We start from the raw sequence: 23,775 nt of genomic DNA, 5'->3' as shown, positions 1-23,775 counted from the left end.
GTGTATCGCTTGCCCGGCCCGAATCAAACTCGGTCCGCGCCGGTCAGGTCACGCTGAGCAGGATCATGCCGACGACAACGGCGATCCGCGCGAGTTCCGCCCAGTGACGCTCGCCGGGATAATGCGCGGCGGCGCGCCAGACGCCGACCGTGACGGCGAGATTGTAGGGCAGCGACGGCGCATAACCGGCAATGACCGCCAGGACCGGCTGGTCGTTCGAGACCAGCACAAGAAACGCGGCGCTGGACAGGATATTGACGAGCAGCCCGCCGAGCACGGCCCAGGTCCAGAACGCGGTGAACAGCGGCAATTCACCGCGCCAGAGGCGGATCAGGCCGATTCTTGCGGGCGGATTGGGAGTGTCCTGCATCACGCCACCGCGCAGGTCCGGAACCCGGCGAAGACATCGCGGCGGTCCGGGCCGAAATAGTTGCGATAGGTCGAATCGATCATCCGGCCGCGCGTCGTCCAGGCGCCGCCGCGCAGCACCTTCGTGTCGCCGAACAGCGGTTCGGAATATTCCCGGTAATCGTCCGGCGCGAAGCCGGGGAAAGGGCCGAAGGTGGTGCCGGTCCATTCCCACACATTGCCGATCATCTGGCGGATCCCGTGCAGGCTGTCGCCCGCCGCCCGCGCGCCGACATCGACGCAGCCCAGCGCGCGCCCGTCCAGGTTGGCGCGGTCGATATCCGGCGCATCGTCGCCCCAGGGGTAGGCGCGCTTGCCGTCCGATCCCGCCGTCGCGGCGAATTCCCATTCGGCTTCGGTCGGCAACCGGCGGTTGGCCCAGCGGCACCAGGCCTGCGCCTCGTGCCAGCAGACATGGATGACCGGCTGGTGCGGCGGCAGGGGGATGATCCGGTCGAAGCAGCGAACGCCCCATTTCCCGGGCCCATCCGGCACCCAGTAGACCGGGTGCGTCGCGTTTTCCTGCTGCCGCCACCGCCAGCCGTCCGCGTCCCAGAATTCCTGTCGGTCATACCCGCCCGCGTCGACGAATCCGGCGAATTCCGCATTGGTGACCGGCGCGCGGGCCATGCGGAACGGGGCGACCGTCACCGGATGGGCCCATTTCTCGTTGTCGAACACGAAAGGCGCGTCCGGCGGATTCCCCAGCATCAGCGTACCGCCGGGAATCGCCGCATCGCCCGGCAGGGGACCCGCGGCATCGTCTTCCGCCAGCGTTTCCGCATTGGCGAAGACCGGCGTCGGGTAGGCCAGCGCCTGGCGCGACCAGGTATAGGCCTCGGTATGCATATCCTCGTGGAAGGTGGTGAACTGGTACAGGTAGCTGTCCTGCTCGCTCGCCATGCCGCCGCCGAGCCGGTCCAGCAGGGCGTCCTGCACCCTCTCCATGTAGTCCAGGGTTTCGGCCATCGAATAAAGCGGCAGGTCCCAGCGGGTTTCATGGGCGATGGCGATGGAATCGTACAGCGCGTCGCCGCGCGCCAGCAGCGGCGCATGGCCGTACTTGCGGCGCAGGATGAAGTATTCGTGAAACCAGGCGACATGGCCGATTTCCCATTGCAGCGGGTTGACCGTGGGCAGGAGGGGGCCGATAAACTGTTCATCGCAGAGCCCTTGCAGGAGCTCGATGGTGCGTGACCGTGCGTCGCGCATGTGTTCCTGCAATCGGGTGGTCGTAACGGGGTGGGTCATTGGGACGCCTGCACGAAAATCATTGCCGCCGGATCGTTCTTATAACCCCGGCGGCGCGGCACTCCAAATCCGGTAATCGCGCCACCGCGAACCGCTGGGCGCGGATCCTGCGCGGGCTCGGCCACGACGTGCACGTTGCCGAAACCTATGACGGCGAGGGCGCGGACCTGATGGTGGCCCTCCATGCCTGGCGCAGCGCCGCCTCGATCAGGGCCTTCCGCGCGGCGTATCCTGAACGACCCATCGTTCTCGCGCTCACCGGTACCGATATTTACGCTTTCCAGTACAGCCATCCGGCCGAAACGCTGGCATCGATGGAAATGGCGGACTGGCTGGTCTGCCTGCATGACCGGGTGGGACAGGATATCCCGGCGCAATTCGGCGCGAAGCTGACCGCGATCCCGCAATCCGCGCCGCCCCTGCCGCAACCACGCGCGCCCTCGAAACGAAGCTTCGACATCTGTGTTGTCGGCCATCTGCGGTCGGAGAAGGATTCGCTGCGCGCGGCCTATGCGGCTCGGGACCTGCCGCCCGAATCGCGGTTGCGTGTGATCCACCTGGGCAAGGCGCACACCGAGGAATGGGCGCGGATGGCGCGGGCCGAAATGGCGCGCAACCGGCGCTATATCTGGCGGGGCGAGGTGCCGGGCTGGCGCGTACGCCGCGAATATGTCCGGACCCATGCGATGGTGATGAGTTCGGTGATGGAGGGCGGCGCCAATGTGGTATCCGAATCCATCGTGGCGGGCGTGCCGGTGCTGGCGTCCGATATCTCCGGCAATATCGGCATGCTGGGGGAAGATTATCCGGGTTACTACAAATGCGAGGATACGGATGCGCTGCGGGCATTGCTGGTCCGGGCTGAAACGGAACCGGAATTCCTTGCAGACCTGACGCGGCGATGCGGCGTACTGGCGCCGCGTTATACGCCGGAAGTCGAGGCGGCCGGCTGGCGCGATGTGATCGCGCACGTCACAGGATCAGCGTAACCGGCTCCAGCGCGTCACCTTCCGGCCTGATCGTGCCGATAATCGCGGTGCGCTCGTAGCCCAGTCTTTTCAGCTCTTCGACGCAGGCTTCGGCCCGGTCCGCCGGAACGCTGGCCAGCAGCCCGCCCGCCGTTTGCGGATCGAACAGCAGCGGGTAGCGCGGGTCCCTGCCGACCCTGTCGAGATCCTTTATGGCGCGGCGCAGGCGTACATTCTGCGGCTGCAGCGAACTGACGATCCCGGCTTTTACCGTGTCCAGCGCCCCGTCCATCATCGGAATGGCGTTCAGGTTCAGTTCGACATCGACGCCGGAGGGTTTGGTCATCTCCACCAGGTGGCCGAGCAGGCCAAAGCCGGTCACGTCGGTGCAGGCGGTGGCGCCGTGCCGGAACAGGCATTCCGCCCCGGCCCGGTTCGATTTCAGCATCGATTCCAGCGCGCCGGCGATCCAGCGGCCTTTCGCCTTCAGCCGCATATCGGCGGCGAACAGCGTGCCGGTGCCGATGGGTTTGGTGACGATCAGCCGGTCGCCGACCTGCATGCCGCCCTTGCGCATGATCCGGTCGCGCTCCACCAGCCCGTTCACCGCAAAGCCGAGCGACAGTTCCGCCCCTTCGCTGGTATGGCCGCCGACCAGCGCGCAATTGGCGTCCTTCAGCACCTTCATGGCGCCGCTCATCATCTGGGTCAGGTCGTCCTCGACCTTGGCTTCGATGCCATAGGGCAGGGTGGCGATGGCCAGCGCCGTTGTCGGGTCCCCGCCCATCGCGAAGATATCGCCCAGGCTGTGATTGGCGGAAATCTGGCCGAAGGTATAGGGGTCGTCGATCATCGCGCGGAAGGAATCGACCGTATGGACGACGACCTTTTCCGCGCCGACATCGACCACCGCCGCATCGTCCGGCGCATGCAGGCCGATCAGCACTTCCGGCCGGTCGACCGGTTCCAGCATGCTCAGCGCGCGGGTCAGCACGGTCGCCCCGACCTTCGCGCCGCAACCGCCGCAGCGCATGGCGATGGCGGAAATCTCCTTTATTGTCGCCGCATCGGCGACGCCGCTGGCGATATTCACCTTTTCGGCGGTTTTCATTTCCGGGAGTTCGTTGAACTTGCGCATGAAGCGCCGATCGATCCAGTCCTTCCAGCGCCACAGCAGCCGGCCCTCGCGGGCCCATTCGCCGCGCGAGGCGACGGCGTATCTGTCGCCGGTACTGATCAGGCCGAGGAAGTTCTTTTGTGGCGTGAAGGGCTTGAGCCCGCGGCCTTGCAGGCGCCGACGCAGGTTCTCCGCGAGCGGCGGCCCCTGCCGCACCGCGAAGACGCCCGATTTCGGCCGCGGGTGATTCAGCACGGCGGCGATATCGCCGGCGGCGAAAATATCGGGGTGCGAGGTCGACTGCAGGCAGTCATTGACCGCGACAAAGCCGTGTTCGTCCACATCCAGGCCCGATTCCTTCAACCAGGGCGCAGCCCCGGCGGAGGTTACCCAGAGGATTTCATCGAGATCGAAGCCGGCGCCGTTGTCGCAATGCAGCCTGCCGGGCTCGACGTTCGAGACCGCGTGTCCCGTATGGACCGCAACGCCCCGTTCGGCCAGGACGCGGGCAAAGATACCGCTGACCTTTTCATTATGGGTATGCAGCACCGCATCCTGGTCGGTGAACAGGTGGAAGCTGAGATGGTCGGCCTTGCGGCCCTGCGCCGCCAGCATGGCTTTCAGCCGGTACTGGACCGACAGCAGCAACTCGACTCCGCCCGCGCCCCCGCCGACCACGCCGATCTTCGCCGGTTCGGTCCGTTCCAGCATGCGGTCGCGCATGGCCTCCCAATGGGCGAAGAAGCGGGCGATGGGTTTCACCGGTACGGCGTTTTCGGTCGCGCCGGACACCAGGTGAGTCGCCGGTGCGGAGCCGATATTGACGCTCAGCAGGTCATAGGGGACAGGCGGGCGATTGTCGCACAGCACGCGTTTGTTGACCGTATCGATGCCGGTGACGTCACTGTGATAGAAGCGCGCATGGGCGAATTGCGACAGCGGCCCCAGGTCGATATGCGCGTCGTCATAGCCGTAATGGCCGGCGATCATGCCGGGCAGCATGCCGGAATAGGGCGTGTGGACATCGCGGCAGATGACCGTCAGCCGCACGCCGGGCATCGGCTTCATGCCGAACCTGCGGAGGACGGTAACATGGCTGTGCCCGCCGCCGATCAGGACGAGGTCTTTGACGATCGGTGTGCCGGAATCCATCATGTCTTTATCCGTTATCCGTGTTCCAGGGTGGTTTTCAGCCGCAGCCCCGCGCGGATGCGGCGCGACAGCATATCGATGGCGATGTTCAGCAGGGCGGTAATCAGGATCAGCACCAGCGCCCGGTCATACCGGATATCCGCAAAGGCGCTGTCGACAAAAAAGCCGAGCGTCGGAATGCCCAGAATGCCGAGGATCGCGGTTTCCCGCAAGATTACCTCCCAGCGATAGAACAGGAAGGCGAGGAACTGCGGATAGATCCGCGGCAGCACCTCCCATGCATACAGGTTGAGGCCCTTCGGACTGTCCGGCCGCAGCGGCAGCGTTTCGGTGTGACGGCCGATCAGGTGGCCGATGATCCCCGCATTGTGCAGCGACAGGGCGACGATGGCCGGCGCCATGGAGGGGCCCCAGAGCTGCAGAAAGACGTAGGCCAGGATGTATTCCGGGGTCGAGCGGACCACCACAAGAAAGACATGTCCGGCGGTCCGGCCCTTCGGCCCGAGGAATTTGGGCGATACCAGCGGGAAGAAGGCCAGCGTGCCGATCCCCGCGCCGACCAGGGCGATCATCGTCAGCACCAGGGTATTGGCGATGCCCGGCAATGCCTGTGTGGTGAAGAGATCGCTGAACCAGATCCACAGTTCCGCCATTGCCGCCGCGTCGACATGCGCCGCCACCCGGATCGGGTGCGGGACAATATCGCTGGTCAGGAACCGGATGATATTGTCCAGCGCAAAGCCGCTGCCGGCGGGCAGGAAGAACAGCGCGCCGATCAGGTAGAGCGGCAGCAGCCGGCGATGCATCCAGCGCCGCAGCGTTGCGATGATGACGTAGAACAGGATCAGCAGCGCCGAAACTTCCGAATAATGACCCTGACGGAAGGCGGATTCCAGGTGATAGCCCAGTGTCGGCAGCCCGACAAAACCCAGTACCGCACTGGACCGCAACCCGCATTCCAGCCGGTACAGCGAGTAGGTCTTGAAATGCGTCCAGGCTTCCGGCAGGCGCGCAAACAGGAAGACCGACAGGCTGCCGGTCCCGTGCGGCATGACGCGCAGCGGGGTATGATCCGCTTCTTCCAGGATTTCGGAATAGACCTTGGCGATGATGCCGGAATAGGGGATCGCGATGGCCAGGATGCCGGTCAGCGGCGACAGCCCGAATATCTGCAGGAAGATCATCGCCCAGAACAGTTCGTGTATGGCGCGGATGAAGGCGCAACCGGTCCGGACGATCCGGTAATGAAATACCAGCGATAACAGAAATCCGAACACATTTGCGACGGCCACGCCCAGCAGCGCGAAGGCGACGGTCATCAGGATGGCTTCGAACAACTGTTCGGTTGCGGTGAAATCGGGCGTAACGACGCCCCGGGCCATGCGGCCGAATTCGGTCCAGGGGTCGGAGGTGCTGATTTCAATGTCGGCGACGAACAGCAATACCACCGCAAGCGCCAGAAAGCCCAGGCTGGTGCGCAGCATCGGCGATGCTTCGCCGCGACCGTCGGCGCGATCAGCCGCGGTAGAGGTCATTGAGGTCGTCCGGATTCATGCCGGCGGTCGGCTGGTCCATGACAATCCTGCCGTTGCGCAGCCCGATGATGCGATCGGTGTATTCGATGGCCAGCGCCGTATCGTGCATGGCGATGATGACCGTTTTGCAGCAGTCATTGATATTTTGCAGGACGATCCGGGACTGGTGGTCGTCGACGGCGGAAACCGGTTCATCCCCGATCAGGACCGGGCTGCCCTGATACAGGGCTCGGCCGACGGCGGTGCGCTGTTGCTGCCCGCCGGAAAGCTGGCCGGAGGGTTCGAACAGTTTTTCCTCAATCCCCAGCCGTCGCGCCATCGCGCGGACGGCATCCACTTCGCGCGCCATCGGGCGGATCAGGTTGACAAGGTTGTACCAGGCTGAATGGCGGTTCAGCCGTCCCATATAGATGTTGTGGAAGACCGACAGAACGCGTACGAGGCCAAGTTCCTGCGGCAGCAGGGCTGCCTCGGCGGCGCGCTGTTCATACAGCATGCGCAGCAGGGTCGACTTGCCGGCGCCGCTGCGGCCGACCAGCGCAACGCGTTCTCCCGCCGCGATGCGGAGGGAGATGCTGTTCAGGACAACGCGTCCTTCGTATCGCGCGCTGGCTTCATGCAGGTCGAAAAGCGCCACTGGCGTCAGTCGACAAGGCCGATTGATTTGCCGACGTCGACAATCGGCTGGTAGTCTTCATTGGATGCGGGCACGAAGCGCTTGCGCGGAAAAGATGCCAGCAGGTCTTCGTCATCCATGCCGAGCAGCGCCTGCGTCACTTTTTCCTTGAAACCGGCGCCGAATTTCTCCGACACATCGCCACGGATCGTCCACTGGTAATCGGGATAGGTCGGGGTTTTCCAGATGATCCGGACCTTCGAGGTATCGATGGTGCCGGCCTTCACCTCGTTGTCCCATACCGTGTAATTGGTGGCGCCGACCTCATAGGCGCCTGACTGGACCAGCGCGATAGTGCGGGAATGATCGCCGCTGAACCCGACCCGGCTGAACACCTTTTCCGGTGCGTCGCCCAGTTCATTGCGGATGTGGAATTCCGGCATCAGCCGGCCGGAGGTAGAGCCCTTGGATCCGAAGGTAAAAGTCTTGCCTTTGATGCCCTTCGGGAAGTCCTTGCTTTCTTCCAGCCCGGTGCTGGTATTGGCAATGAAATAGGTGACGAAGAACTGGTCCTCATAGCCCTGGGCAATGGCTTCGGATCCGGCAACAAGCCGCCGCGCCCGCACGCCGGATAGCCCGCCGAACCAGGCAAGCTGCACCTGGTCGTTGCGGAACGCCGTCACCGCCGCATCATAGGATTTCACGGGCACGAATTTCACATCCACGCCCAGCTTTTCCGACAGATAGGTCGCGACCTTGTCGAACCGCGTCTGCAGGCGACTTTCGTCCTCGTCGGGAATGGCGGTAAAGACAAAGGTTTCCGCATGCGCCGCGGCGCTCAACCCCAGCAGCATCGCAGCCGCAAAAAAGGTACTCCGTATCATGATCACCCCTATGTCTGGTTATTTGTTGCCGGCCTTAGCCGGGAAAATTGCCCGGCACGTTACGTCAGGACGCCGTCGGCCGGAAGTGTACGTCGCTCACTATATCGTCAGAGCCGGGGACGTTTCACGGAAAAAATGTGTTAATAAGGGACGGTCGCTGATTGAATGATAATTTCCTCTGCGGGCGTTGCGCCTGCATGATGCCCGACGGAAAGCCCGTGTGTCAGCGCGTTATGACGACGACTTTCCCGGTTGCCCTGCGGGTCAGCAGCATGTTCAGCGCCTCCGCCGTCCGTTCCAGCGGGAAGGTCTGGCCGACCAGCGGGCGCAGCTTCCCCGCCGCGAACCATTCGCTCAGCCGGGACAGCGTCTGCCGGGTCAGGTCCGGGCGGCTCCGCCGGTATCCGCCGACGGAAATGCCGATCGCGGAAATATTCTTGACCAGCAGGTAATTCGCCGGAATTTGCGGGACGGTGCCGCTGGCGAAGCCGATAATCGCCAGACGACCGTCCTCATTGATACAGCGCAGCGATTGCGCAAAGGCGTCGCCGCCGACCGGGTCGAACACCACATCGGCGCCGCCGACCAGCGCCTTGACCTGGTCGCGGATGCTTTCCGTCGTATAATTGATGACGTGGTCCGCGCCGCTTTCCCGCGCAATCCGCATTTTTGCGTCGCTGCCTACCGTGGCGACGACCGTCGCGCCCATGGCCTTGCCCACATCGACGGCGGCCAGTCCCGCCCCGCCCGTGGCGCCATGCACCAGCAGGACTTCACCCGCCGCCAGATGCACCTGACGATGCTCCAGCGTGATGGTAGCGGTCGAATAGGTGATCGGAAATCCCGCCGCGACCGTGAAATCCATGCCATCGGGGATCAGGGCGGTGTTATTGGCGTTGGCGAGGGCCTCTTCCGCATAGCCGCCCAGGCCGACCCACGACATGACCCGGTCGCCGGGCCGGAATCCGGTCACGTCCGGACCCGCATCCATGATGGTGCCGGCGACTTCCAGCCCCGGCGTAAAGGGCATTTCCGGCTTGTACTGGTAGTGCCCGCTGATCATCAGCGTATCGGCGAAATTGCACCCTGCGGCATGCACGGCAATCCGTACCTGTCCCGGTCCCGGCACCGGCGACGGTACTTCGGACATAGTCAAGGTCTCGGGCTTGCCGAGTTCGTTAACGCGCATGGCCCGCATGCGGCCCCCCATGATTGTTTGCTGCAATAGATATTGTGCCGACAGGCTGACAATACGGCAACAGGATGCAAATCGCAGCTTGCCCCTGAAGGGGCGTCCATGCAAGAAACTCCGTCATGCGGGGTTTTTTTGGAATCGGCGTCGAGAGCATCTCGAAGCCCATGAATGTCGGCGGTCTGTTCCGTTCCGCCCACGCGTTTGGCGCCAGCTTCGTGTTCGTTATCGCGCCGGTGTTCGATGTACGGGCGTCGCTTCGGGCGGATACATCCGCAACCGCCCGGCACGTGCCGCTATACCAGTTCGATTCGGTGGATGAATTCAGGGCGCCGCATGATTGCCGGCTGGTCGGCGTGGAATTGCTGGACGATGCGGTCGACCTTCCCAGTTTCGCGCATCCGGACCGGGCGGCTTATGTGCTGGGGCCGGAACGGGGCTCGCTGTCGCTTGCCCTGACGGAACGGTGTGACTTTACTGTCAAGATTCCGACCAAATTCTGCGTTAATGTCGGCATCGCCGGTGCGATACTGATGTATGATCGACAATTGTCGAAGGGCCGATTTGCGTCGCGGCCGGTCACCGCCGGCGGACCGGTCGAGGCCGCCCCGGCGCATGTTCATGGCGGGCGGTTTTCGCGGCGCAAATCGTAACAGCAGGGAGCGCAAATTGAACGTTGCAGCGGGAATAGGATTTCTTTTTCTGGTGGCCGGCATCGGCCTGGCGCCGGGCGTGGTAGCCGCGGAGGAAACTGCGCTGGGGACCTTCAAGGACTGGCAGGCCTATAGTTTCGAGGAAGACGGCAAGACCGTCTGCGTTGTATGGAGCACGCCGCAGGCGGAAACCGGCGATTACACCAGGCGCGGGCCGGTGCGCATTTTCGTCGCCCACCGCACCTGGGCGCGGCCGAAGCGGGTTAACGAGATCAGCATTGAAACCGGCTACACCTACAAGGAAAACAGCGACGCCGTCGCGACCGTCGGCAACGAAAAATTCGAAATGTTCACCGATGGGGACACGGCCTGGAACCGCGCACCGGAAGACGATGCGAAAATGATCCGGGCGATGCGCATCGGCAAGGATATGGTCGTGGAGGGGGAATCGAACCGCGGCACCAGGACGACCGACACCTACTCCCTGCTTGGATTCACGGCGGCTCACAACGCCATCAACGAAGCCTGCGACGTGAAGTGAAATGCCGGCGAACGACGTGGGGGTCCATGCAAACGGCATAACCTTCAACTGCCGTATCGACGGACAGGAGGGCGCCCCCTGGCTGATCTTCAGCAACTCGCTGGCGACCGACCTCACCCTGTGGGACAATCAGGCCGCGCTGCTGGGGGACCGCTTCCGGATACTGCGATACGACACCCGGGGTCATGGGCGTACCGAAGCGACGGCGCCGCCCTATTCCTTCGAGCTGCTGACGGGCGATGCGGTCGGGCTGATGGATGCGCTGGGGATTGACAGGGCCCATTGGGTCGGGCTGTCGCTGGGCGGCTCGACCGGGATCGCGACGGCGCTGAATCATGGCGACCGGCTGCTGAGCCTTGCCGTCTGCGATTCCCGGGCCCAGGCCGATCCGGCCTTCGTTGCGGCATGGGATGACCGCATTAGGGTGATCGACGCCGGCGGAATGGAGGCCATCGTCGAGCCGACCATCAAGCGCTGGTTTACGCCGCCTTTCCTGCAAATGGGCAGGACGGTCTGCGACCGGGTCCGCGACATGATCCGCAACACCAGCCGGGAAGGATTCACCGGCTGTTCGCGCGCGTTGCAGACGCTGGATTTCGAACGGCGGCTGGGTGAACTCACGCTGCCGGTCATGTTCCTCGTCGGATCGCAGGACGCGGCCTGTCCGCCCGAAGCGGCGCGGGCCATGCACGCACGGGTTCCGGGGTCGGAATGCGTCATCGTCGATCCCGCGTCGCATATCTCGAATCTCGAAAACCCCGCACAGTTCAATGCGGCGCTGGAGGCGCATCTGCAGCGGGCGACCTGATACCTCCGGAGCATTCAGCCTTCGGTCAGCGTCATCAGGATGTCGGCGTACCAGGCGCAGTTTAGGCCCAGCGCTTCGTCGATATTGAGGTCACGCGTGCCGACATCGAGCCGCGCCGAATGAATGCCGAGCAGTTTCCAGGGCAGGTCGCTGATCGCGGGATCCGGGTTGGCGCTGCGCATGACGACGGCGGCCCCGCTGATGCCGCGATGGGTGCGCCCGTCGGTCAGGAAATAGCCCTGGCCCTGGAATCGCAGCCCGAGGGAGGAGGCGATGATGGCCTGGCGCGCCACCGGCAAGTGGTGCAGCGTGTCGTGAAATCCGAGTGGGAAACCGATGACCAGCAGCAGGGTTCCGACATCGGGCTGTTCCTCGGGGCGGAGCAGGTGTGCGGGGGTAAAGGCGTAATAGCTGGTTGTTTCCGGGATGGCGCCGCGGTCGATCTCTATCGCCGCGACGTCGACATTCCCTGCGGCGTCGATGCCCTGCCGCCACAGGGCCTTGCCGTCGCGGTACAGGGGAATCGAAAAACCGGTCGACTGTGCCATATTAGAGGGATCGACGTGGAATTCTATGACGATCCGGTCGGGGAAATGCTGGCTCGGTTCGTCGACGAACACGTGCCGGCTGGTGACCAGGAACAGCCGGCCGTCTCGTTCGAACAGGAAGCCGCTTGCATTGGTTAGCGGCTGCTGGCCGAAATAGGTGTTGACGCAGGATGAGGTGAGCAGGATTGATTCAATCATCTAAACCACCACGCAGTCAGTCGCTATCGGGCGCCGTCCGGACGATATAGCCGCCGGAGCGGTCATCCAGTTCCAGCGCCAGCAATCCCAGGTCTTCCGCTTCCTCCAGCACTTCGCTGAAGGAGCGGAAGCCGTAAAAGCTTTCGTTGAAGCCCGGTTTGCGCCGCTTCAGCGTCTGCTTGACCATCGAACTCCAGACCTGTCCGCCACGTTCGGCGATCAGTTCTTCCGCCAGTTTCACGACCATGTCAATGGCTTCGGCTTCCTTGGCGTCCAGCGCTGCGTTTTCCTCGGCGGTGGCCGGTTTTGCGGCCGGCGCCTTCGCCTTGGCCGGCGCCTTCGCAGGCTCCGCGGATACCGGCTTTTTCGTCACGGGCGTCTTTCGGCGCGGCGCGGGAGCGGCGACGGCGCGTGCAAGGTCATCGTAATAGATGAATTCGTCGCAATTGTTCATCAGCAGGTCGGAGGTGCTGTTCTTCACGCCGACGCCGATGACGGTCTTGGCGTTCTCGCGCAGCTTGCTGACCAGCGGCGAGAAGTCGGAATCGCCGCTGATTACCACGAAAGTGTCTATATGCTCCTTGGTGTAGCACAGGTCGAGCGCGTCCACGACCATGCGGATATCGGCGGAATTCTTGCCGGACATGCGGGTATGGGGAATCTCGATCAGTTCGAAGGCGGTTTCGTGCATTGTCGACTTGAATTCCTTGTACCGGTCCCAGTCGCAATAGGCCTTCTTGACCACGATGCTGCCTTTGAGCAGCAGCCGCTCGAGCACCAGCTTCATGTCAAATTTCGGAATCTTCGCGTCGCGCACACCCAGCGCCACGTTCTCGAAGTCGCAGAACAGGGCCATCGTGTATTCAGTGTCACTTGTCGTCATAACGGTCTTTCAATGGGGCCGCATGCCGGTCATGCGGAACTGTATCCGCATTATGCACCTATTCGGTCGGGGGCACACGTTTTGCCGCCAGATAAAGTTCCGTCCGGTAGGGAATGGTGACGCTGCCGTCGGGGTTGCCATGGCGGGCCGCCATGGCGCGCAGGGCGGTTTCGACGAAACCCTCGCCGCACGCCGCGACGGCGGGTTTCATTGTGCGGCGGGACAGCATCATCCCGGTGAAGCGGTCGGCGGAGATATCCAGCGGCCAGTCATGGGACAGCAGTTCCGCCGAATCCGCCCAGGCGAGCGCCTGGAATTCGCCCAGCAGGTCGATGTCGCGGTAATGACGGGAATAGCCCGCCGCGTTTTCCTCAACGAAGGTTTCATGAGCGTCCAGCAGCGGCGAGTCTTCCCATACGCGGTTGTTCTGGATCACCGCCAGCACGCCGCCGGCGGCCAGGACGCGGTCGGTTTCGGCATAGAATACCGGCCGGTCGAAAAACTGGATCGCCTGCGCGACGGTCAGCAGGCCCAGCACGCCGTCGCCGCAGGGCAGGGATTCCGCGCCGCCCTCCCGGTAGATGATGGCGTATTCCGGCGGCGTCGATTCCGCCGCCTGACGGCGCATGTCCGCGCCGGGTTCGATGCCTTCGATCGCCCAGTCCGGGCCGAGCATCCGGCGCAGCGCCCGGGTCAGGATGCCGGTGCCGGCCCCCACATCGGCGGCTTTGCGGGCGCCCTCCCGCCGTTCCACCCGCTCCGCCAGTTGCCGCAGCAGCGATTCAGGGTATTCCGGCCGGTTCGCCTGGTAGCACGCGGCCAGGCCATCGAAGGGATTCTCCGCCGTGCTCATTCTTTCGTTTCGGCCTCGAATTCGGCGGAAAGCGATTTTTCCAGTTCGGCAAGGTCTTCCGGCACGGTCAGGCCCTCCGCGCGCATGGTCGACAGCATCTGGCGCAGGCGCATGAAGATTTCGTGCCTGTCCCCCTGATCGCCTTCCATTTCGTCGATCAGCAGCGACAGCGCCGCTTCCATTTCCTCCATATTCATGACCACTCTCCTGTTGCCGCGCGGCCTTTGTTTACCGGAAATCAGTATGGGCCGGCAATGACATGCGTCAACCATGGCGGGCTGAATACGCGGACAGGTAAAAAGCGAGTTGTCCGTTGCCGCCGATAGCCTATATCTAGGCGCTATGGAACCGATACAGACAATCGCGGCCAGCGATGCCGCCGATCCCCGAACCGATCTGGTGGGGATGAATCTCGAGGAAATCGTCGCGGTTGCGGCGTCGCTCGGGCAGCCGGCCTATCGCGGCAGGCAGATCTATCAGTGGATCTACCAGCACGGCCTGACCGATTTCGCCGCAATGACGAATCTTTCCGGCAAGTTGCGTGACCGGCTGACGGCCGAATTCCGCATCGGACGGCCGGCGATCAATACCGACCTGCTATCGACCGATGGCACGCGCAAGTGGCTGTTGGGATTCGGCGACCGTAACGAAGCGGAAATGGTCTCGATTCCGGAAAAAACCCGCGGCACCCTGTGCGTTTCCAGCCAGGTGGGCTGCACGCTGACCTGCGCTTTCTGCCACACGGGTACGCAGCGGCTGGTGCGCAACCTGACGGCGGGGGAGGTCGTCGGACAGGTCATGCTGGCGCGGGACGCCTTTGGATTGTGGCCGGCGTCGAAAGGCAATATCCAGTTGACGAATATCGTCATGATGGGCATGGGCGAGCCGCTGTACAATTTCGACAATGTGGCCAAGGCGCTGCATATCGTCATGGATGGCGACGGGCTGGCGATGTCGCGCCGCAAGGTGACGCTGTCGACCTCCGGCGTCGTGCCGGGCATCCAGCGCTGCAGCGACGAACTGGGCGTGATGCTGGCGATCTCCCTGCATGCGGTGCGCGACGATCTGCGCGACGTGCTGGTGCCGATCAACCGGAAATATCCGCTTGCCGAACTGCTGGAAGCCTGCCGCAATTACGGGGCGGCATCCAACGCCCGTCGGATCACCTTCGAATATGTGATGCTCAAGGGTGTGAACGATTCGGTCGCGGACGCGCGCGAAATGGTGCGGCTGCTGGCGGGCATTCCGGCCAAGGTGAACCTGATCCCGTTCAACCCGTGGCCCGGCGCCGAATTCGAATGCTCCAGCGGCAACGCCATCGCACGGTTCGCCGATGCGGTCCATGAAGGCGGGCTGGTCGGCACGGTGCGCAGCCCCCGGGGGCGGGATATCTTCGCGGCCTGCGGCCAGCTCAAATCGGACAGTGTCCGGCAGCGGCGGGTGCGCGTTGCAGCGGCTGAATAGCGCAACGACAGGGAGGAAATCGTCATGGCGGAACAGGAAAAGGCGCTGATCGTCGGCGCGGGCCGGGGGCTGAGCGCCTCGCTGGCGCGGCTCTTCGCATCGGAAGGCATGGCGGTCGCCGTCGCGGCGCGCAACACGGATAAACTCGGCGGCCTCGTCGCGGACACCGGCGCCAGGGCCTATGCCTGCGACGCGTCCGACCCGGCGGCGGTCGACGGATTGTTCAGATCGGTCACAGCCGATATCGGCGCGCCGGATATCGTCGTCTACAACGCCAGCAACCGCGGCGGCCGGGGGCCGGTCACGGAACTCGATCCGGAAGCGGTTCGCAACGCGCTGATGATTTCCGCCTTTGGCGGCTTCCTGGTGGCGCAGGCGGCGGCGAAGCTGATGATCCCGGCCGGCGGCGGCACGATCCTGCTGACCGGCGCATCGGCCAGCGTGAAGGGCTATCCGAACTCGTCGTCCTTCGCGATGGGCAAGTTCGGCCTGCGCGGCCTGGCGCAGAGCCTCGCCCGGGAGTTGCAGCCGCGGAACATCCATGTGGGCCATTTCGTCATCGATGGCGGCATCCAACTGCTCGACGGCGAGGACGAGCGGGCGGCGGCGCGCGGCGAGGACGGCACGCTGAACCCGGATGAAATCGCGAAGGCCTATCTGCAGGTCCACCGCCAGCACCGCAGCGCCTGGACCTGGGAAATGGAACTGCGGCCCTGGGTGGAGAAGTTCTGAGAGTCGCTTTCCGCCTCAGTGATACTCCGCCGACTTCGCCAGCGCGGCCTTCACCGTATCGATATTCGCGCCCGGCGCCTTGCAGGCGGCGAGGACGATGGCCTCCCGGTTCTGGATCTGCTTCGCGGCCTTCGGCACTTCCCGCGCCACCTCGATCGGAATGACCACCGCGCCATGCTGATCCGCATGGATCAGGTCGCCGGATTGCACGTCCATGCCGTGGATATGCACCGGCTTGCCGAAATCGACGATATGCACATGCGCGTGGGACGGGCCGACCCGGTCGGCGAGTAGCTGGAATCCCTCCGCGCAGTCGGGCAGGTCGCGGATGCTGCCCGTGGTGATCACGCCCAGGCAGCCGATCGCCTTGTGGATATTGGTGTTCACTTCGCCCCAGAACGCGCCAAAACCCGGATGGTCGTCGATATCCTGGATGCAGGTGATCGTCGGGCCGGCGCCGGCGGCGACATATTCGTAATAGGCGACCCGGTTGACCACATCCGGCGCGGCCGGCTTCATGGAGCGCAGGGTGGCCGTGCGCGCAAATCCGACGATCGGCGGCAGGTGCGGGCGGGGACAGACCAGCGGCGTGGTCGTGAAGCCCATCGCGCGGCGCTCCGGCGAGGTGATTTCCAGCGCGTTGCAGACGGTCGGCGTATCGAGCGCGCGCAGCGCGGCGAAATCCGCTTCGGTCAAGGTGATGTCGCTCATGGTTCGGTCCCCCCGTAAAAGAAATTGGCGCAAACCATCGGATGTTTTACCGCATTGCGCAAGGGTTGCCTGCCAGCGTATACGCAACGCTGAACGCAAAGCGACGGGATACCAGAATGTCGATACAGAATGTAAAGAAGATCGTCCTCGCCTATTCCGGCGGCCTCGATACCTCCGTCATCCTGCGCTGGCTGCAGGATACGTACAAGTGCGAGGTCGTCACCTTCACCGCGGATCTGGGCCAGGGCGAGGAGATCGAACCCGCCCGCGCCAAGGCGAAAATGATGGGCGTGAAGCAGATTTATATCGAGGACCTGCGCGAGGTCTTCGTGCAAGACTTTGTCTTTCCGATGTTCCGCGCGAATGCCCTGTATGAAGGCACCTATCTGCTGGGCACGTCCATCGCGCGGCCGCTGATCGCCAAACGCCAGATCGAGATCGCCCGGGAAACCGGCGCCGACGCGGTCGCCCATGGCGCGACCGGCAAGGGGAACGACCAGGTCCGGTTCGAATTGGGCTATTACGGGTTGAACCCGGATATCAAGGTAATTTCCCCCTGGCGCGAATGGGACCTGACCAGCCGCACGCGGCTGATCGAATATGCCGAACAGCACCAGATCCCGGTGCCGAAGGACAAGCGCGGCGAAGCGCCGTTCTCTGTCGACGCCAACCTGCTGCATATTTCCGCCGAAGGGAAAGTGCTGGAGGACCCGAACGAGGAGGCGCCGGAATATATCTATTCCCGCACGGTTTCGCCGGAAGCGGCGCCCGACGCGCCGACAGTTGTCGAGATCGGATTCACCAGGGGCGATCCCGTTTCCATCGATGGCGTGACGATGTCCCCCGCGACCCTGCTGACGAAGCTGAACGAACTGGGCGGCGCGAACGGCATCGGGCGGCTTGACCTGGTGGAGAACCGTTTCGTCGGCATGAAGTCGCGCGGTGTCTACGAAACGCCGGGCGGCACGATCCTGCTGGCGGCGCACCGGGCGATGGAATCGATCACGCTGGACCGCGAGGCCATGCATCTCAAGGACGAGATTATGCCGCGTTACGCCAAGCTGATCTATAACGGCTTCTGGTTCGCGCCGGAACGCGAGATGCTGCAGGCGCTGATCGACAGGAGCCAGGAACGCGTCAACGGCACCGTGCGGCTGAAGCTGTACAAGGGCAGCGCCACCGTGATCGGCCGCGCATCGCCCGACAGCCTGTATTCGCTGGCGCATGTGACCTTCGAGGAAGACGATGTCTACGACCAGCACGACGCCGAAGGGTTCATCAAGCTGAACGCGCTGCGCCTGCGGCTGGCCCGGCGGCGCGAGGGTTAAGGCAGTGCTGCGACCCCGAACGCCATGTCATGGGTCAGCAGGATGATGACGTAAAGGGCCAGTCCGGCGAGCGGCCGGGTGACGCCGATTCCGGCCCAGTCGATTTTCGTGCGCCCCTGGATGACGGCCAGAAAAGGGATCGCGGAACTGGTCATCGCGACCGGCCCCCAGGCCGCGCCGGTCGTTTCCCGCCGCCGGTGGTCGATATGCGCCATGCCGCCCAGCGCCAGGACCGTCAGCCCGCCGAACAGCACGATACTGGCAAGGTCGCCGTTTGCCGCGATATGTGCGATTCCCCATAGCGCCACACCCCACAGGAAGGGATGGCGGGTAATCGTGGCGATGCCGCGCACCGGGTGCGGATCGTCAAGCAGATTTTCCCCGCCGATGGACGTGACGCTTCGGGTAAACAGACCGATCACCACAAACAGGCAGGCAAGCGGCATGATCGCCAGCGGCACGTGCCGCAACGCAGCGGACTGCGACCAGATTTCAATATACGGGGCGTCGCGATACGCCAGCAGCATCCAGCCGAACGCCGTCAGCACGATCAGCGAATAGATCCCCCTGAACGAGCCTTCGCCAATCCGCAACACAAGGCCCGTGCGGACGGGAATGCTGGAAAGGATGAAATGTGCGCCGATAAAGAAGGCGGTCGCCAGTGCGAGGGTATCGATCGTTCCGGTCATGCGCCAAATTATTGACACGGCGTGTGGCGGCGTCCAGTACCCGTTTCGTCGCAAGTTGGTTGTTGCTATCGCGAAATGCCATGCTAAACATCCGCCATGATGGAAACAGATGACAAAAGCAAGGACGCGGAACGCAAGGACGACCCGATAGCGGAAACGATCCTGTCGTATCTTGATGCGCTCGGCCCCGGAAAATCGGCATCGCCCATGGATATCGCCAAGGCGATCGGCGAAGCTCGCGCGAAACCGAAGGACCCGCCCGAGCTGTGGCGGCGTTACATGACGTCGGTCAAACAGCAGATGATTTACCTGGCGCGGTCGGGGCGGATCGATATCACCCGCAAGGGCCAGAAGGTCGACCCCAATGACTTCAAGGGTGTTGTCCGCCTGCGCCTTCCCGATTCGGACGGATAACCGGCTGTTTCACCGCCCGGCGCCGCGACACCACATTTTCTGATTCAGAACAATGCCCGGTCGTATTGAACCGCGGCCGTAACCGGATGTAGTGCCGGTGTCAGATGGCGGGATCGGGCAAGCCGTTCTGACGGCAGACCGCGACGACCGTATTGCGCAACAATACCGCAATCGTCATCGGGCCGACTCCGCCGGGTACGGGGGTGATGGCTCCGGCGATGGAAGCGACTTCGGCGAAGGCGACATCGCCGACCAGCCGCGTCTTGCCTTCCGTTGCGGATGGTACACGGTTGATGCCGACATCGATGACGGTCGCGCCGGGCTTTACCCAGTCGCCGCGGATCATTTCCGGCCGGCCGGCCGACACGACCAGAATATCGGCGCGGCGGCAGATGGCGGGCAGGTCGCGGCTGCGTGAATGGGCGATCGTCACGGTACAGTTGGCGGCCAGCAGCAGCGTCGCCATCGGTTTTCCGACGATGTTGGAACGGCCGACAATGACCGCTTCCAGGCCGGAAAGGTCGCCCAACCGGTCCTGCAGCATCATCAGGCAGCCGAGCGGCGTGCACGGCGTCATTGCCGGGGCGCCGGTCGCCAGCCGACCGGTATTGATGACATGAAACCCGTCGACATCCTTCGCCGGATTGATGGCGTCGACGACCGCATGTTCGTCGATTCCCGCCGGCAGCGGCAGTTGCACCAGGATGCCGTGTACGGCCGGATCGCTGTTCAGCCGCGCGACCAGCGACAACAGGTCCGCCTGGCTTGCATCCGCCGGCAGCCGGTGCTCGAAACTCCGCATGCCGCAGGCGGCGGTCTGTTTCGCCTTGTTGCGCACATAGACGAGGCTCGCGGGATCCTCGCCGACCAGCACCACGGCGAGCCCCGGCGTCAGGTTATGGTTCTGTTTCAGGTCCGCCACGATTTCCGTCAGGGACGCCCGCAACCGCGCCGCAAACGCCTTGCCGTCGATGATTTTCGGATCAGTCATGTTGTGTCGCCATCCAGTCTCTCCCAGTCTCTCCCAGTCTCTCAGTGTCTCGTTCAGTTGTTGAGTATTCCCGGCGACGTGGACCAGCTTGTTCCGGCCGGTCTGTCCTGCCGAGATGCGAAGCGCCGGCAGGGCCGTAGCATTGGCGCGGTTGCGCCCGGGCGCTTCCGTCCCGCCGACCTTGAGGGCCATGCCGTCCGCCAGCGCCCGAACCCCGTTGAATCCTGCATTCTTCGCCTTTGGCGTCAGCCGGATCGACACGGTGACGCCATCCTCGACGCAGCGGACAGGCGATGGCGTCACGTCACATCATTCCGGGCCAGTATTCGTTCAGCAGGTTGCGCGCGAAAATCAGCAACAGGATCAGGACGACCGGCGACAGGTCGATGCCGCCCAGGCTTGGCAGGAACTGGCGAATGCGCCGCAGGGCGGGCTCCGTGATGCGATACAGGAATTCCCCTATCGAATAGACGATGCGGTTCTGCGTGTTGACCACATTGAAGGCGATCAGCCAGCTGAGGATGGCGGAAATGATCAGGCACCATATATAAAGTCCGATGACGGCGTTTATCAGCCCGAGAAGTGACAACATGGCGATTCTGATCCCTTGATTGCGGAAGAATTCCCACGCGAAACTACTGCGCGGCGGTTATCCGAGGCAAGTCCGTTGGCCGTTGAAATTCGATTGACGAGGAGCCTTGACACGGTCCCGCGCTGCTCACATATTCCCGCACGCTTAGCGGGCGGGCCCTTATCCGGTCAAGCCGCTGTGGGGCCGTAGCTCAGATGGGAGAGCGCCGCGTTCGCAATGCGGAGGTCAGGAGTTCGATCCTCCTCGGCTCCACCACTCGTTTCCGGGATATTTTGGTCATTTCGTTGTCTTCAGAATAACCGCCTGAATTCAGGGGTCTAGCGTTACAGGCGCGCCCCTGTCCAGGGCCGGGAGACGCATTTAAACGCTATTCTGGCGGTATTTCGCAGTGCGTCTCCGCGGGCACTTTTCGAGGTCATTCCGTTAGGATAACAGCCCGGAAGCAACTGCTATTGGATGCGCAAGAGCTCTCGCTGGGCTTGCCACCGCACCGGCAGTTTCAGGCGCCTGATGCGGGACAGGGTGAGTTCGGGATCGATGCGCCCGTCGATGATCGCGTTGACGATATCCGGGGCAAGGAAGGCCAGCGGCAGGGTGCGGCTGATATGGCTGGGATCGACCTTGTGGCGCGCCGCCAGTTCGAGCACAGATTCGGCTTCGCCTGTTTGAATCTCGGCGAACCAGTTTCGGGCCGCCGCAACGGCGGCAACCAGTTTTGCGTTTGGCGCTGCAATCCGGGCATGGCCTTCGCCCGTGACCAGCCGGGCTTCAATACCTCGTCGCTTGAGTGTGACGGGAACCGCGATCACGATCTGCTTCGCTTCACCGGAAGGAATGTCGGACAGGTTGAGTGCGTCAGACAGACGATGGCGGTCGAGCGTGATCCGGATTTCGGCGGGCGCCAGTTCGATGCGCTCGACCAGATCCGCGATGGATTTCGGGTCGCTCCCGCCTTGCTTCCATTCCTCGACGATCGCTTGCGCTGCAGCGGTCAGGCTGGTCCGTTCGGCAATCCGGGCCGTCGTGGACAGCAGGCAAGCTTCCGGTTCGCGGTGATCATGCAGCCATCCGATCACGATCCGCGCAATCGTGTGGTTCAACTCCCTGGCAGGCAGGCGCCATCCTGAAGGGTCAGGGTTGCCCGGCTCGGCAAGCAGGCGGCGGGAAACATAGTAGTGATAGCGTCGGCCCTTCTTGTTGGCGTGATGGGGTCGGAGCATATCGCCGGTTTCATCGAAGATTCTGCTCGCGAATGTGTGCCTGCTGATGGAATTTGTCGCGGATCGACGCTTCACGCCATTTTCTGCCAGACACGCCTGGACTTGCTCCCAGGAGTCGCGGGTGATGATCGCAGTATGCTGGGCCTCGTGACGCTGCCCCTTGTGCGCGATCAAACCCGCATAAAGAGGGTTGGCGAGCAGCTTGTAGAGATGGCCACGGGTGAACGGCAGATTGCCGCTGGGTCGCCCGTTGTTCGGTTTGCGGGGTTTGGTGGTTAGGCCCAGGCGGTCGGCTTCACGCTTCACCAGGCGGACATTTTTATGCTCCAGGTACAAGGCGAACAGACGCCGCACGGTTTCGGCTTCCGCCGCATTGATAATCAGCTTCTTGCCCAGATTGTCGTATCCGAGCGGCGGCAGACCGCCCATCCACATACCTTTCTTCTTCGAGGCGGCGATCTTGTCGCGGATGCGCTCCGCCGTCACTTCCCGCTCGAACTGGGCAAAGGACAGCAGCACGTTGAGCGTCAGCCGGCCCATGGACGTGGTGGTATTGAAGGCCTGGGTGACCGAGACGAAGGACACGTGGTTCGTATCGAATACATCGACCAGCCGGGCAAAATCCGAAAGTGCGCGGGTCAATCGGTCCACCTTGTAGACCACCACCACATCGACCTTGCCGGCGGCGATATCGGCGAGCAGTGCCGTAAGGCCGGGCCGGTTCATTGATCCACCGGAGAAGCCGCCATCGTCGTAACGGTGAGGAAGCCCCAGCCATCCTTCGCCGGCCTGACTCAGGATATAGGCTTCACAGGCCTCGCGTTGCGCATCCAGGCTGTTGAAGTCCTGTTCCAGCCCTTCGTCGGTCGATTTGCGGGTATAGATGGCGCATCGCTTCTTGCGCACCCGCGCGCCTTTGGTGGACACTTGTCTGTCGGGCATCACGATTGTTTTCCTCGCAAGCCGAAGAAGCGCGGTCCGGACCAGCGCGCCGGTGATGGCGCAGGCGATGGCGGAGAGCGAGGTATAGGTCTGTTCGTTCCACAGGAGCCCGGTCTCGGTCACGTCAACCACATGGGTGCGTCCGTTCCATTCCCGCATCAACCGCATGCCGGGTTTTAAAACCGGCGTTGACGGAACCCGAGGCGGCAGCGCTTCCCGGTCGCCCGATACGACAGCACGCAAACAGCGGTCCGTTCTTGAATCGAGATCGCCGAAAGCATCCGCCTGTATCCGATAGGCGAGCGCCAGCAGCAATAGCTTGCGGCTCAGGCCTTTGGGTGGCCGTGTACCCAGCCTGGACAGCCAGCACGCGACCAGACCCGCATACGGGAGATCGCTCAACAGGGCGATCTCCCGCTCCGGATCGGAGGCGCTATTCCTGCCCGTCATGCGGATAGGCTTCGCGGGCCGGGTTGGCGCATTGAATTTGGCCGGGTGTTTTCTTTCCATGTTCCCGATTCGGTTCGGCACGCAGCAGATCGCGCGGGGCCGCTTCACAAGTGCGCAGGGGTTGCTGCAAACAGGGGCTCACGTTCGGATCATGATCGGCGACGGGTTTGTTGCGGCACATGGTTCAGCCCTCCGCCGCGATGCGATAAACGCGGCCGCGCGTGGCGTTCGCCTCGGACATTACCGTGAAGCCGAGCTTCTTCTTCAAGGCGCCGCTGATGGCGCCACGCACCGAATGGGCCTGCCAGTCCAGGGCCAGGCTCAATTCGTCGATACTGGCGCCATCGGGACGCTTCAGCAGGTCGATCAGCATCGTCTGTTTGCTGTGCTTGCGCGTTGGCTTCGTGGCGCTATCCGAAGGCGCTTCCACCGGATCGACGCCGATTGCGGCAAGGCCGGGGCCGGTAATGACAAGTGTCAGACGGACATCACCGGTTTCGCGCCAGACCGCGTCATCGGGAGCCGCGTTCCGTTCGGCGATCAGGCCGCGCTTGATCAGGCTTCTGATGGTGTTCGATGACGTAGCCGTCCGGTCTGACCGCTCTTGCGGGTGACGATTTGATCGTGCTTCTTGG

The 23,775-nt window shown here is 63.4% G+C and carries 26 protein-coding genes and 1 tRNA gene; 9 read left to right on the top strand and 18 right to left on the bottom strand.

Annotated features, from left to right (window positions below):
• Positions 1-43: 43 nt before the first annotated feature.
• On the bottom strand, positions 44-370 hold the full coding sequence (locus WD767_10035; GenBank protein MEX2616425.1) for a hypothetical protein: 327 nt from the start codon (positions 368-370) through the stop codon (positions 44-46).
• On the bottom strand, positions 370-1,659 hold the full coding sequence (gene senA / locus WD767_10030; protein ID MEX2616424.1) for a selenoneine synthase SenA: 1,290 nt from the start codon (positions 1,657-1,659) through the stop codon (positions 370-372). Before senA ends, WD767_10035 begins: the two co-directional genes overlap by 1 nt.
• On the opposite strand from senA, the gene senB reads away from it, so the two are divergent.
• Positions 1,659-2,648 (top strand): selenoneine biosynthesis selenosugar synthase SenB, encoded by a 990-nt coding sequence (gene senB / locus WD767_10025; GenBank protein MEX2616423.1) that lies wholly within the window; start codon positions 1,659-1,661, stop codon positions 2,646-2,648. The two genes, senA and senB, sit on opposite strands and share 1 nt — an antisense overlap.
• Here the strand turns inward: senB and selD are convergent.
• The 5 genes from selD to WD767_10000 form a co-directional block, all read right to left on the bottom strand.
• Positions 2,632-4,899: a selenide, water dikinase SelD gene (selD, locus tag WD767_10020; protein MEX2616422.1), complete on the bottom strand. Its 2,268-nt coding sequence runs from the start codon at positions 4,897-4,899 to the stop codon at positions 2,632-2,634. The two genes, senB and selD, sit on opposite strands and share 17 nt — an antisense overlap.
• An 11-nt stretch (positions 4,900-4,910) precedes the next feature.
• The gene (locus WD767_10015; GenBank protein ID MEX2616421.1) at positions 4,911-6,431 is read right to left on the bottom strand and encodes an ABC transporter permease; all 1,521 of its coding nucleotides are present in this window, start codon (positions 6,429-6,431) and stop codon (positions 4,911-4,913) included.
• Positions 6,412-7,068 (bottom strand): ATP-binding cassette domain-containing protein, encoded by a 657-nt coding sequence (locus WD767_10010; GenBank protein ID MEX2616420.1) that lies wholly within the window; start codon positions 7,066-7,068, stop codon positions 6,412-6,414. The genes WD767_10015 and WD767_10010 overlap by 20 nt, the downstream gene beginning before the upstream one ends.
• 5 nt (positions 7,069-7,073) lie before the next feature.
• The gene (locus WD767_10005) at positions 7,074-7,931 is read right to left on the bottom strand and encodes a putative selenate ABC transporter substrate-binding protein (GenBank protein MEX2616419.1); all 858 of its coding nucleotides are present in this window, start codon (positions 7,929-7,931) and stop codon (positions 7,074-7,076) included.
• A gap of 223 nt (positions 7,932-8,154) precedes the next feature.
• Positions 8,155-9,081: an NADPH:quinone oxidoreductase family protein gene (locus WD767_10000; protein MEX2616418.1), complete on the bottom strand. Its 927-nt coding sequence runs from the start codon at positions 9,079-9,081 to the stop codon at positions 8,155-8,157.
• A gap of 164 nt (positions 9,082-9,245) precedes the next feature.
• Between WD767_10000 and WD767_09995 the strand changes: the two genes are divergently transcribed.
• From WD767_09995 to WD767_09985, 3 genes are read left to right on the top strand one after another with little or no spacing between them, the layout of a single operon-like run.
• Positions 9,246-9,776, top strand: coding sequence for an RNA methyltransferase (locus WD767_09995; protein ID MEX2616417.1), 531 nt, complete (start codon positions 9,246-9,248; stop codon positions 9,774-9,776).
• Positions 9,777-9,828: 52 nt separating this feature from the next.
• Positions 9,829-10,317 carry an invasion associated locus B family protein gene (locus WD767_09990; GenBank protein MEX2616416.1) on the top strand — a complete coding sequence of 163 codons (489 nt, stop codon included), beginning with the start codon at positions 9,829-9,831 and terminating at the stop codon, positions 10,315-10,317.
• Position 10,318: 1 nt separating this feature from the next.
• A complete protein-coding gene (locus tag WD767_09985) occupies positions 10,319-11,125 on the top strand; it encodes an alpha/beta fold hydrolase (protein ID MEX2616415.1) in 807 nt (268 codons plus the stop codon).
• Between the two features lie 14 nt (positions 11,126-11,139).
• Here WD767_09985 and WD767_09980 read toward each other — a convergent pair whose 3' ends face one another.
• The 4 genes from WD767_09980 to WD767_09965 are packed head-to-tail and all read right to left on the bottom strand — an operon-like array spanning position 11,140 to position 13,804.
• The gene (locus WD767_09980) at positions 11,140-11,871 is read right to left on the bottom strand and encodes a trypsin-like peptidase domain-containing protein (GenBank protein MEX2616414.1); all 732 of its coding nucleotides are present in this window, start codon (positions 11,869-11,871) and stop codon (positions 11,140-11,142) included.
• Positions 11,872-11,887: 16 nt separating this feature from the next.
• The gene (locus WD767_09975) at positions 11,888-12,754 is read right to left on the bottom strand and encodes an NYN domain-containing protein (protein MEX2616413.1); all 867 of its coding nucleotides are present in this window, start codon (positions 12,752-12,754) and stop codon (positions 11,888-11,890) included.
• Between the two features lie 58 nt (positions 12,755-12,812).
• Entirely contained in the window at positions 12,813-13,607 is a 795-nt protein-coding gene (locus WD767_09970) for a class I SAM-dependent methyltransferase (GenBank protein ID MEX2616412.1), read from the bottom strand.
• Positions 13,604-13,804, bottom strand: a complete 201-nt coding sequence (locus WD767_09965) for a hypothetical protein (GenBank protein MEX2616411.1) — start codon at positions 13,802-13,804, stop codon at positions 13,604-13,606. The genes WD767_09970 and WD767_09965 overlap by 4 nt, the downstream gene beginning before the upstream one ends.
• Before the next feature lie 145 nt (positions 13,805-13,949).
• Between WD767_09965 and rlmN the strand changes: the two genes are divergently transcribed.
• Complete coding sequence (gene rlmN / locus WD767_09960; GenBank protein MEX2616410.1) at positions 13,950-15,071, top strand: 23S rRNA (adenine(2503)-C(2))-methyltransferase RlmN; 1,122 nt, start codon at positions 13,950-13,952, stop codon at positions 15,069-15,071.
• A gap of 24 nt (positions 15,072-15,095) precedes the next feature.
• Complete coding sequence (locus WD767_09955) at positions 15,096-15,803, top strand: SDR family NAD(P)-dependent oxidoreductase (GenBank protein MEX2616409.1); 708 nt, start codon at positions 15,096-15,098, stop codon at positions 15,801-15,803.
• A gap of 15 nt (positions 15,804-15,818) precedes the next feature.
• Here the strand turns inward: WD767_09955 and WD767_09950 are convergent, their stop codons facing one another.
• Positions 15,819-16,514: an RraA family protein gene (locus WD767_09950; GenBank protein ID MEX2616408.1), complete on the bottom strand. Its 696-nt coding sequence runs from the start codon at positions 16,512-16,514 to the stop codon at positions 15,819-15,821.
• A 116-nt stretch (positions 16,515-16,630) separates the two neighbouring features.
• Between WD767_09950 and WD767_09945 the strand changes: the two genes are divergently transcribed.
• Complete coding sequence (locus tag WD767_09945) at positions 16,631-17,842, top strand: argininosuccinate synthase (GenBank protein MEX2616407.1); 1,212 nt, start codon at positions 16,631-16,633, stop codon at positions 17,840-17,842.
• Here the strand turns inward: WD767_09945 and WD767_09940 are convergent.
• A complete protein-coding gene (locus WD767_09940; GenBank protein ID MEX2616406.1) occupies positions 17,839-18,531 on the bottom strand; it encodes an NnrU family protein in 693 nt (230 codons plus the stop codon). The genes WD767_09945 and WD767_09940 overlap by 4 nt on opposite strands.
• Before the next feature lie 96 nt (positions 18,532-18,627).
• Here WD767_09940 and WD767_09935 point away from each other — a divergent pair, with 96 nt between their 5' ends.
• Complete coding sequence (locus WD767_09935) at positions 18,628-18,945, top strand: DUF3253 domain-containing protein (GenBank protein ID MEX2616405.1); 318 nt, start codon at positions 18,628-18,630, stop codon at positions 18,943-18,945.
• Between the two features lie 100 nt (positions 18,946-19,045).
• Here the strand turns inward: WD767_09935 and folD are convergent, their stop codons facing one another.
• Both folD and WD767_09925 read right to left on the bottom strand, forming a co-directional pair.
• Positions 19,046-19,936, bottom strand: a complete 891-nt coding sequence (gene folD, locus WD767_09930; protein MEX2616404.1) for a bifunctional methylenetetrahydrofolate dehydrogenase/methenyltetrahydrofolate cyclohydrolase FolD — start codon at positions 19,934-19,936, stop codon at positions 19,046-19,048.
• Between the two features lie 304 nt (positions 19,937-20,240).
• Positions 20,241-20,528 (bottom strand): YggT family protein, encoded by a 288-nt coding sequence (locus WD767_09925; GenBank protein ID MEX2616403.1) that lies wholly within the window; start codon positions 20,526-20,528, stop codon positions 20,241-20,243.
• A 179-nt stretch (positions 20,529-20,707) separates the two neighbouring features.
• On the opposite strand from WD767_09925, the gene WD767_09920 reads away from it, so the two are divergent.
• Positions 20,708-20,783 (top strand) — tRNA-Ala (locus WD767_09920).
• Positions 20,784-20,977: 194 nt separating this feature from the next.
• Here the strand turns inward: WD767_09920 and WD767_09915 are convergent.
• The 3 genes from WD767_09915 to WD767_09905 all read right to left on the bottom strand — a co-directional run.
• Positions 20,978-23,140: a recombinase family protein gene (locus WD767_09915; GenBank protein MEX2616402.1), complete on the bottom strand. Its 2,163-nt coding sequence runs from the start codon at positions 23,138-23,140 to the stop codon at positions 20,978-20,980.
• A complete protein-coding gene (locus WD767_09910) occupies positions 23,124-23,321 on the bottom strand; it encodes a hypothetical protein (protein MEX2616401.1) in 198 nt (65 codons plus the stop codon). Before WD767_09910 ends, WD767_09915 begins: the two co-directional genes overlap by 17 nt.
• A gap of 3 nt (positions 23,322-23,324) precedes the next feature.
• Positions 23,325-23,775, bottom strand: a 451-nt coding sequence (locus WD767_09905) for a DUF3489 domain-containing protein (GenBank protein MEX2616400.1), incomplete at its 5' end; no start/stop codon positions are given.

Source organism: Alphaproteobacteria bacterium (assembly GCA_040905865.1).
Lineage (GTDB): Bacteria > Pseudomonadota > Alphaproteobacteria > UBA8366.
Note: the sequence above shows the minus strand (reverse complement) of the source record. Positions and strands in the feature narration are given on the sequence as shown.

Coding starts and splice junctions, on each gene's coding strand:
- WD767_10035 (MEX2616425.1), bottom strand. CDS start 370: ATGCAGGACACTCCCAATCCGCCCGCAAGAATCGGCCTGATCCGCCTC.
- senA (MEX2616424.1), bottom strand. CDS start 1,659: ATGACCCACCCCGTTACGACCACCCGATTGCAGGAACACATGCGCGAC.
- selD (MEX2616422.1), bottom strand. CDS start 4,899: ATGATGGATTCCGGCACACCGATCGTCAAAGACCTCGTCCTGATCGGC.
- WD767_10015 (MEX2616421.1), bottom strand. CDS start 6,431: ATGACCTCTACCGCGGCTGATCGCGCCGACGGTCGCGGCGAAGCATCG.
- WD767_10005 (MEX2616419.1), bottom strand. CDS start 7,931: ATGATACGGAGTACCTTTTTTGCGGCTGCGATGCTGCTGGGGTTGAGC.
- WD767_10000 (MEX2616418.1), bottom strand. CDS start 9,081: ATGTCCGAAGTACCGTCGCCGGTGCCGGGACCGGGACAGGTACGGATT.
- WD767_09995 (MEX2616417.1), top strand. CDS start 9,246: ATGCGGGGTTTTTTTGGAATCGGCGTCGAGAGCATCTCGAAGCCCATG.
- WD767_09985 (MEX2616415.1), top strand. CDS start 10,319: ATGCCGGCGAACGACGTGGGGGTCCATGCAAACGGCATAACCTTCAAC.
- WD767_09980 (MEX2616414.1), bottom strand. CDS start 11,871: ATGATTGAATCAATCCTGCTCACCTCATCCTGCGTCAACACCTATTTC.
- WD767_09975 (MEX2616413.1), bottom strand. CDS start 12,754: ATGACGACAAGTGACACTGAATACACGATGGCCCTGTTCTGCGACTTC.
- WD767_09970 (MEX2616412.1), bottom strand. CDS start 13,607: ATGAGCACGGCGGAGAATCCCTTCGATGGCCTGGCCGCGTGCTACCAG.
- WD767_09965 (MEX2616411.1), bottom strand. CDS start 13,804: ATGAATATGGAGGAAATGGAAGCGGCGCTGTCGCTGCTGATCGACGAA.
- rlmN (MEX2616410.1), top strand. CDS start 13,950: ATGGAACCGATACAGACAATCGCGGCCAGCGATGCCGCCGATCCCCGA.
- WD767_09955 (MEX2616409.1), top strand. CDS start 15,096: ATGGCGGAACAGGAAAAGGCGCTGATCGTCGGCGCGGGCCGGGGGCTG.
- WD767_09950 (MEX2616408.1), bottom strand. CDS start 16,514: ATGAGCGACATCACCTTGACCGAAGCGGATTTCGCCGCGCTGCGCGCG.
- WD767_09945 (MEX2616407.1), top strand. CDS start 16,631: ATGTCGATACAGAATGTAAAGAAGATCGTCCTCGCCTATTCCGGCGGC.
- WD767_09940 (MEX2616406.1), bottom strand. CDS start 18,531: ATGACCGGAACGATCGATACCCTCGCACTGGCGACCGCCTTCTTTATC.
- WD767_09935 (MEX2616405.1), top strand. CDS start 18,628: ATGATGGAAACAGATGACAAAAGCAAGGACGCGGAACGCAAGGACGAC.
- folD (MEX2616404.1), bottom strand. CDS start 19,936: ATGACTGATCCGAAAATCATCGACGGCAAGGCGTTTGCGGCGCGGTTG.
- WD767_09925 (MEX2616403.1), bottom strand. CDS start 20,528: ATGTTGTCACTTCTCGGGCTGATAAACGCCGTCATCGGACTTTATATA.
- WD767_09915 (MEX2616402.1), bottom strand. CDS start 23,140: ATGACGGGCAGGAATAGCGCCTCCGATCCGGAGCGGGAGATCGCCCTG.
- WD767_09910 (MEX2616401.1), bottom strand. CDS start 23,321: ATGTGCCGCAACAAACCCGTCGCCGATCATGATCCGAACGTGAGCCCC.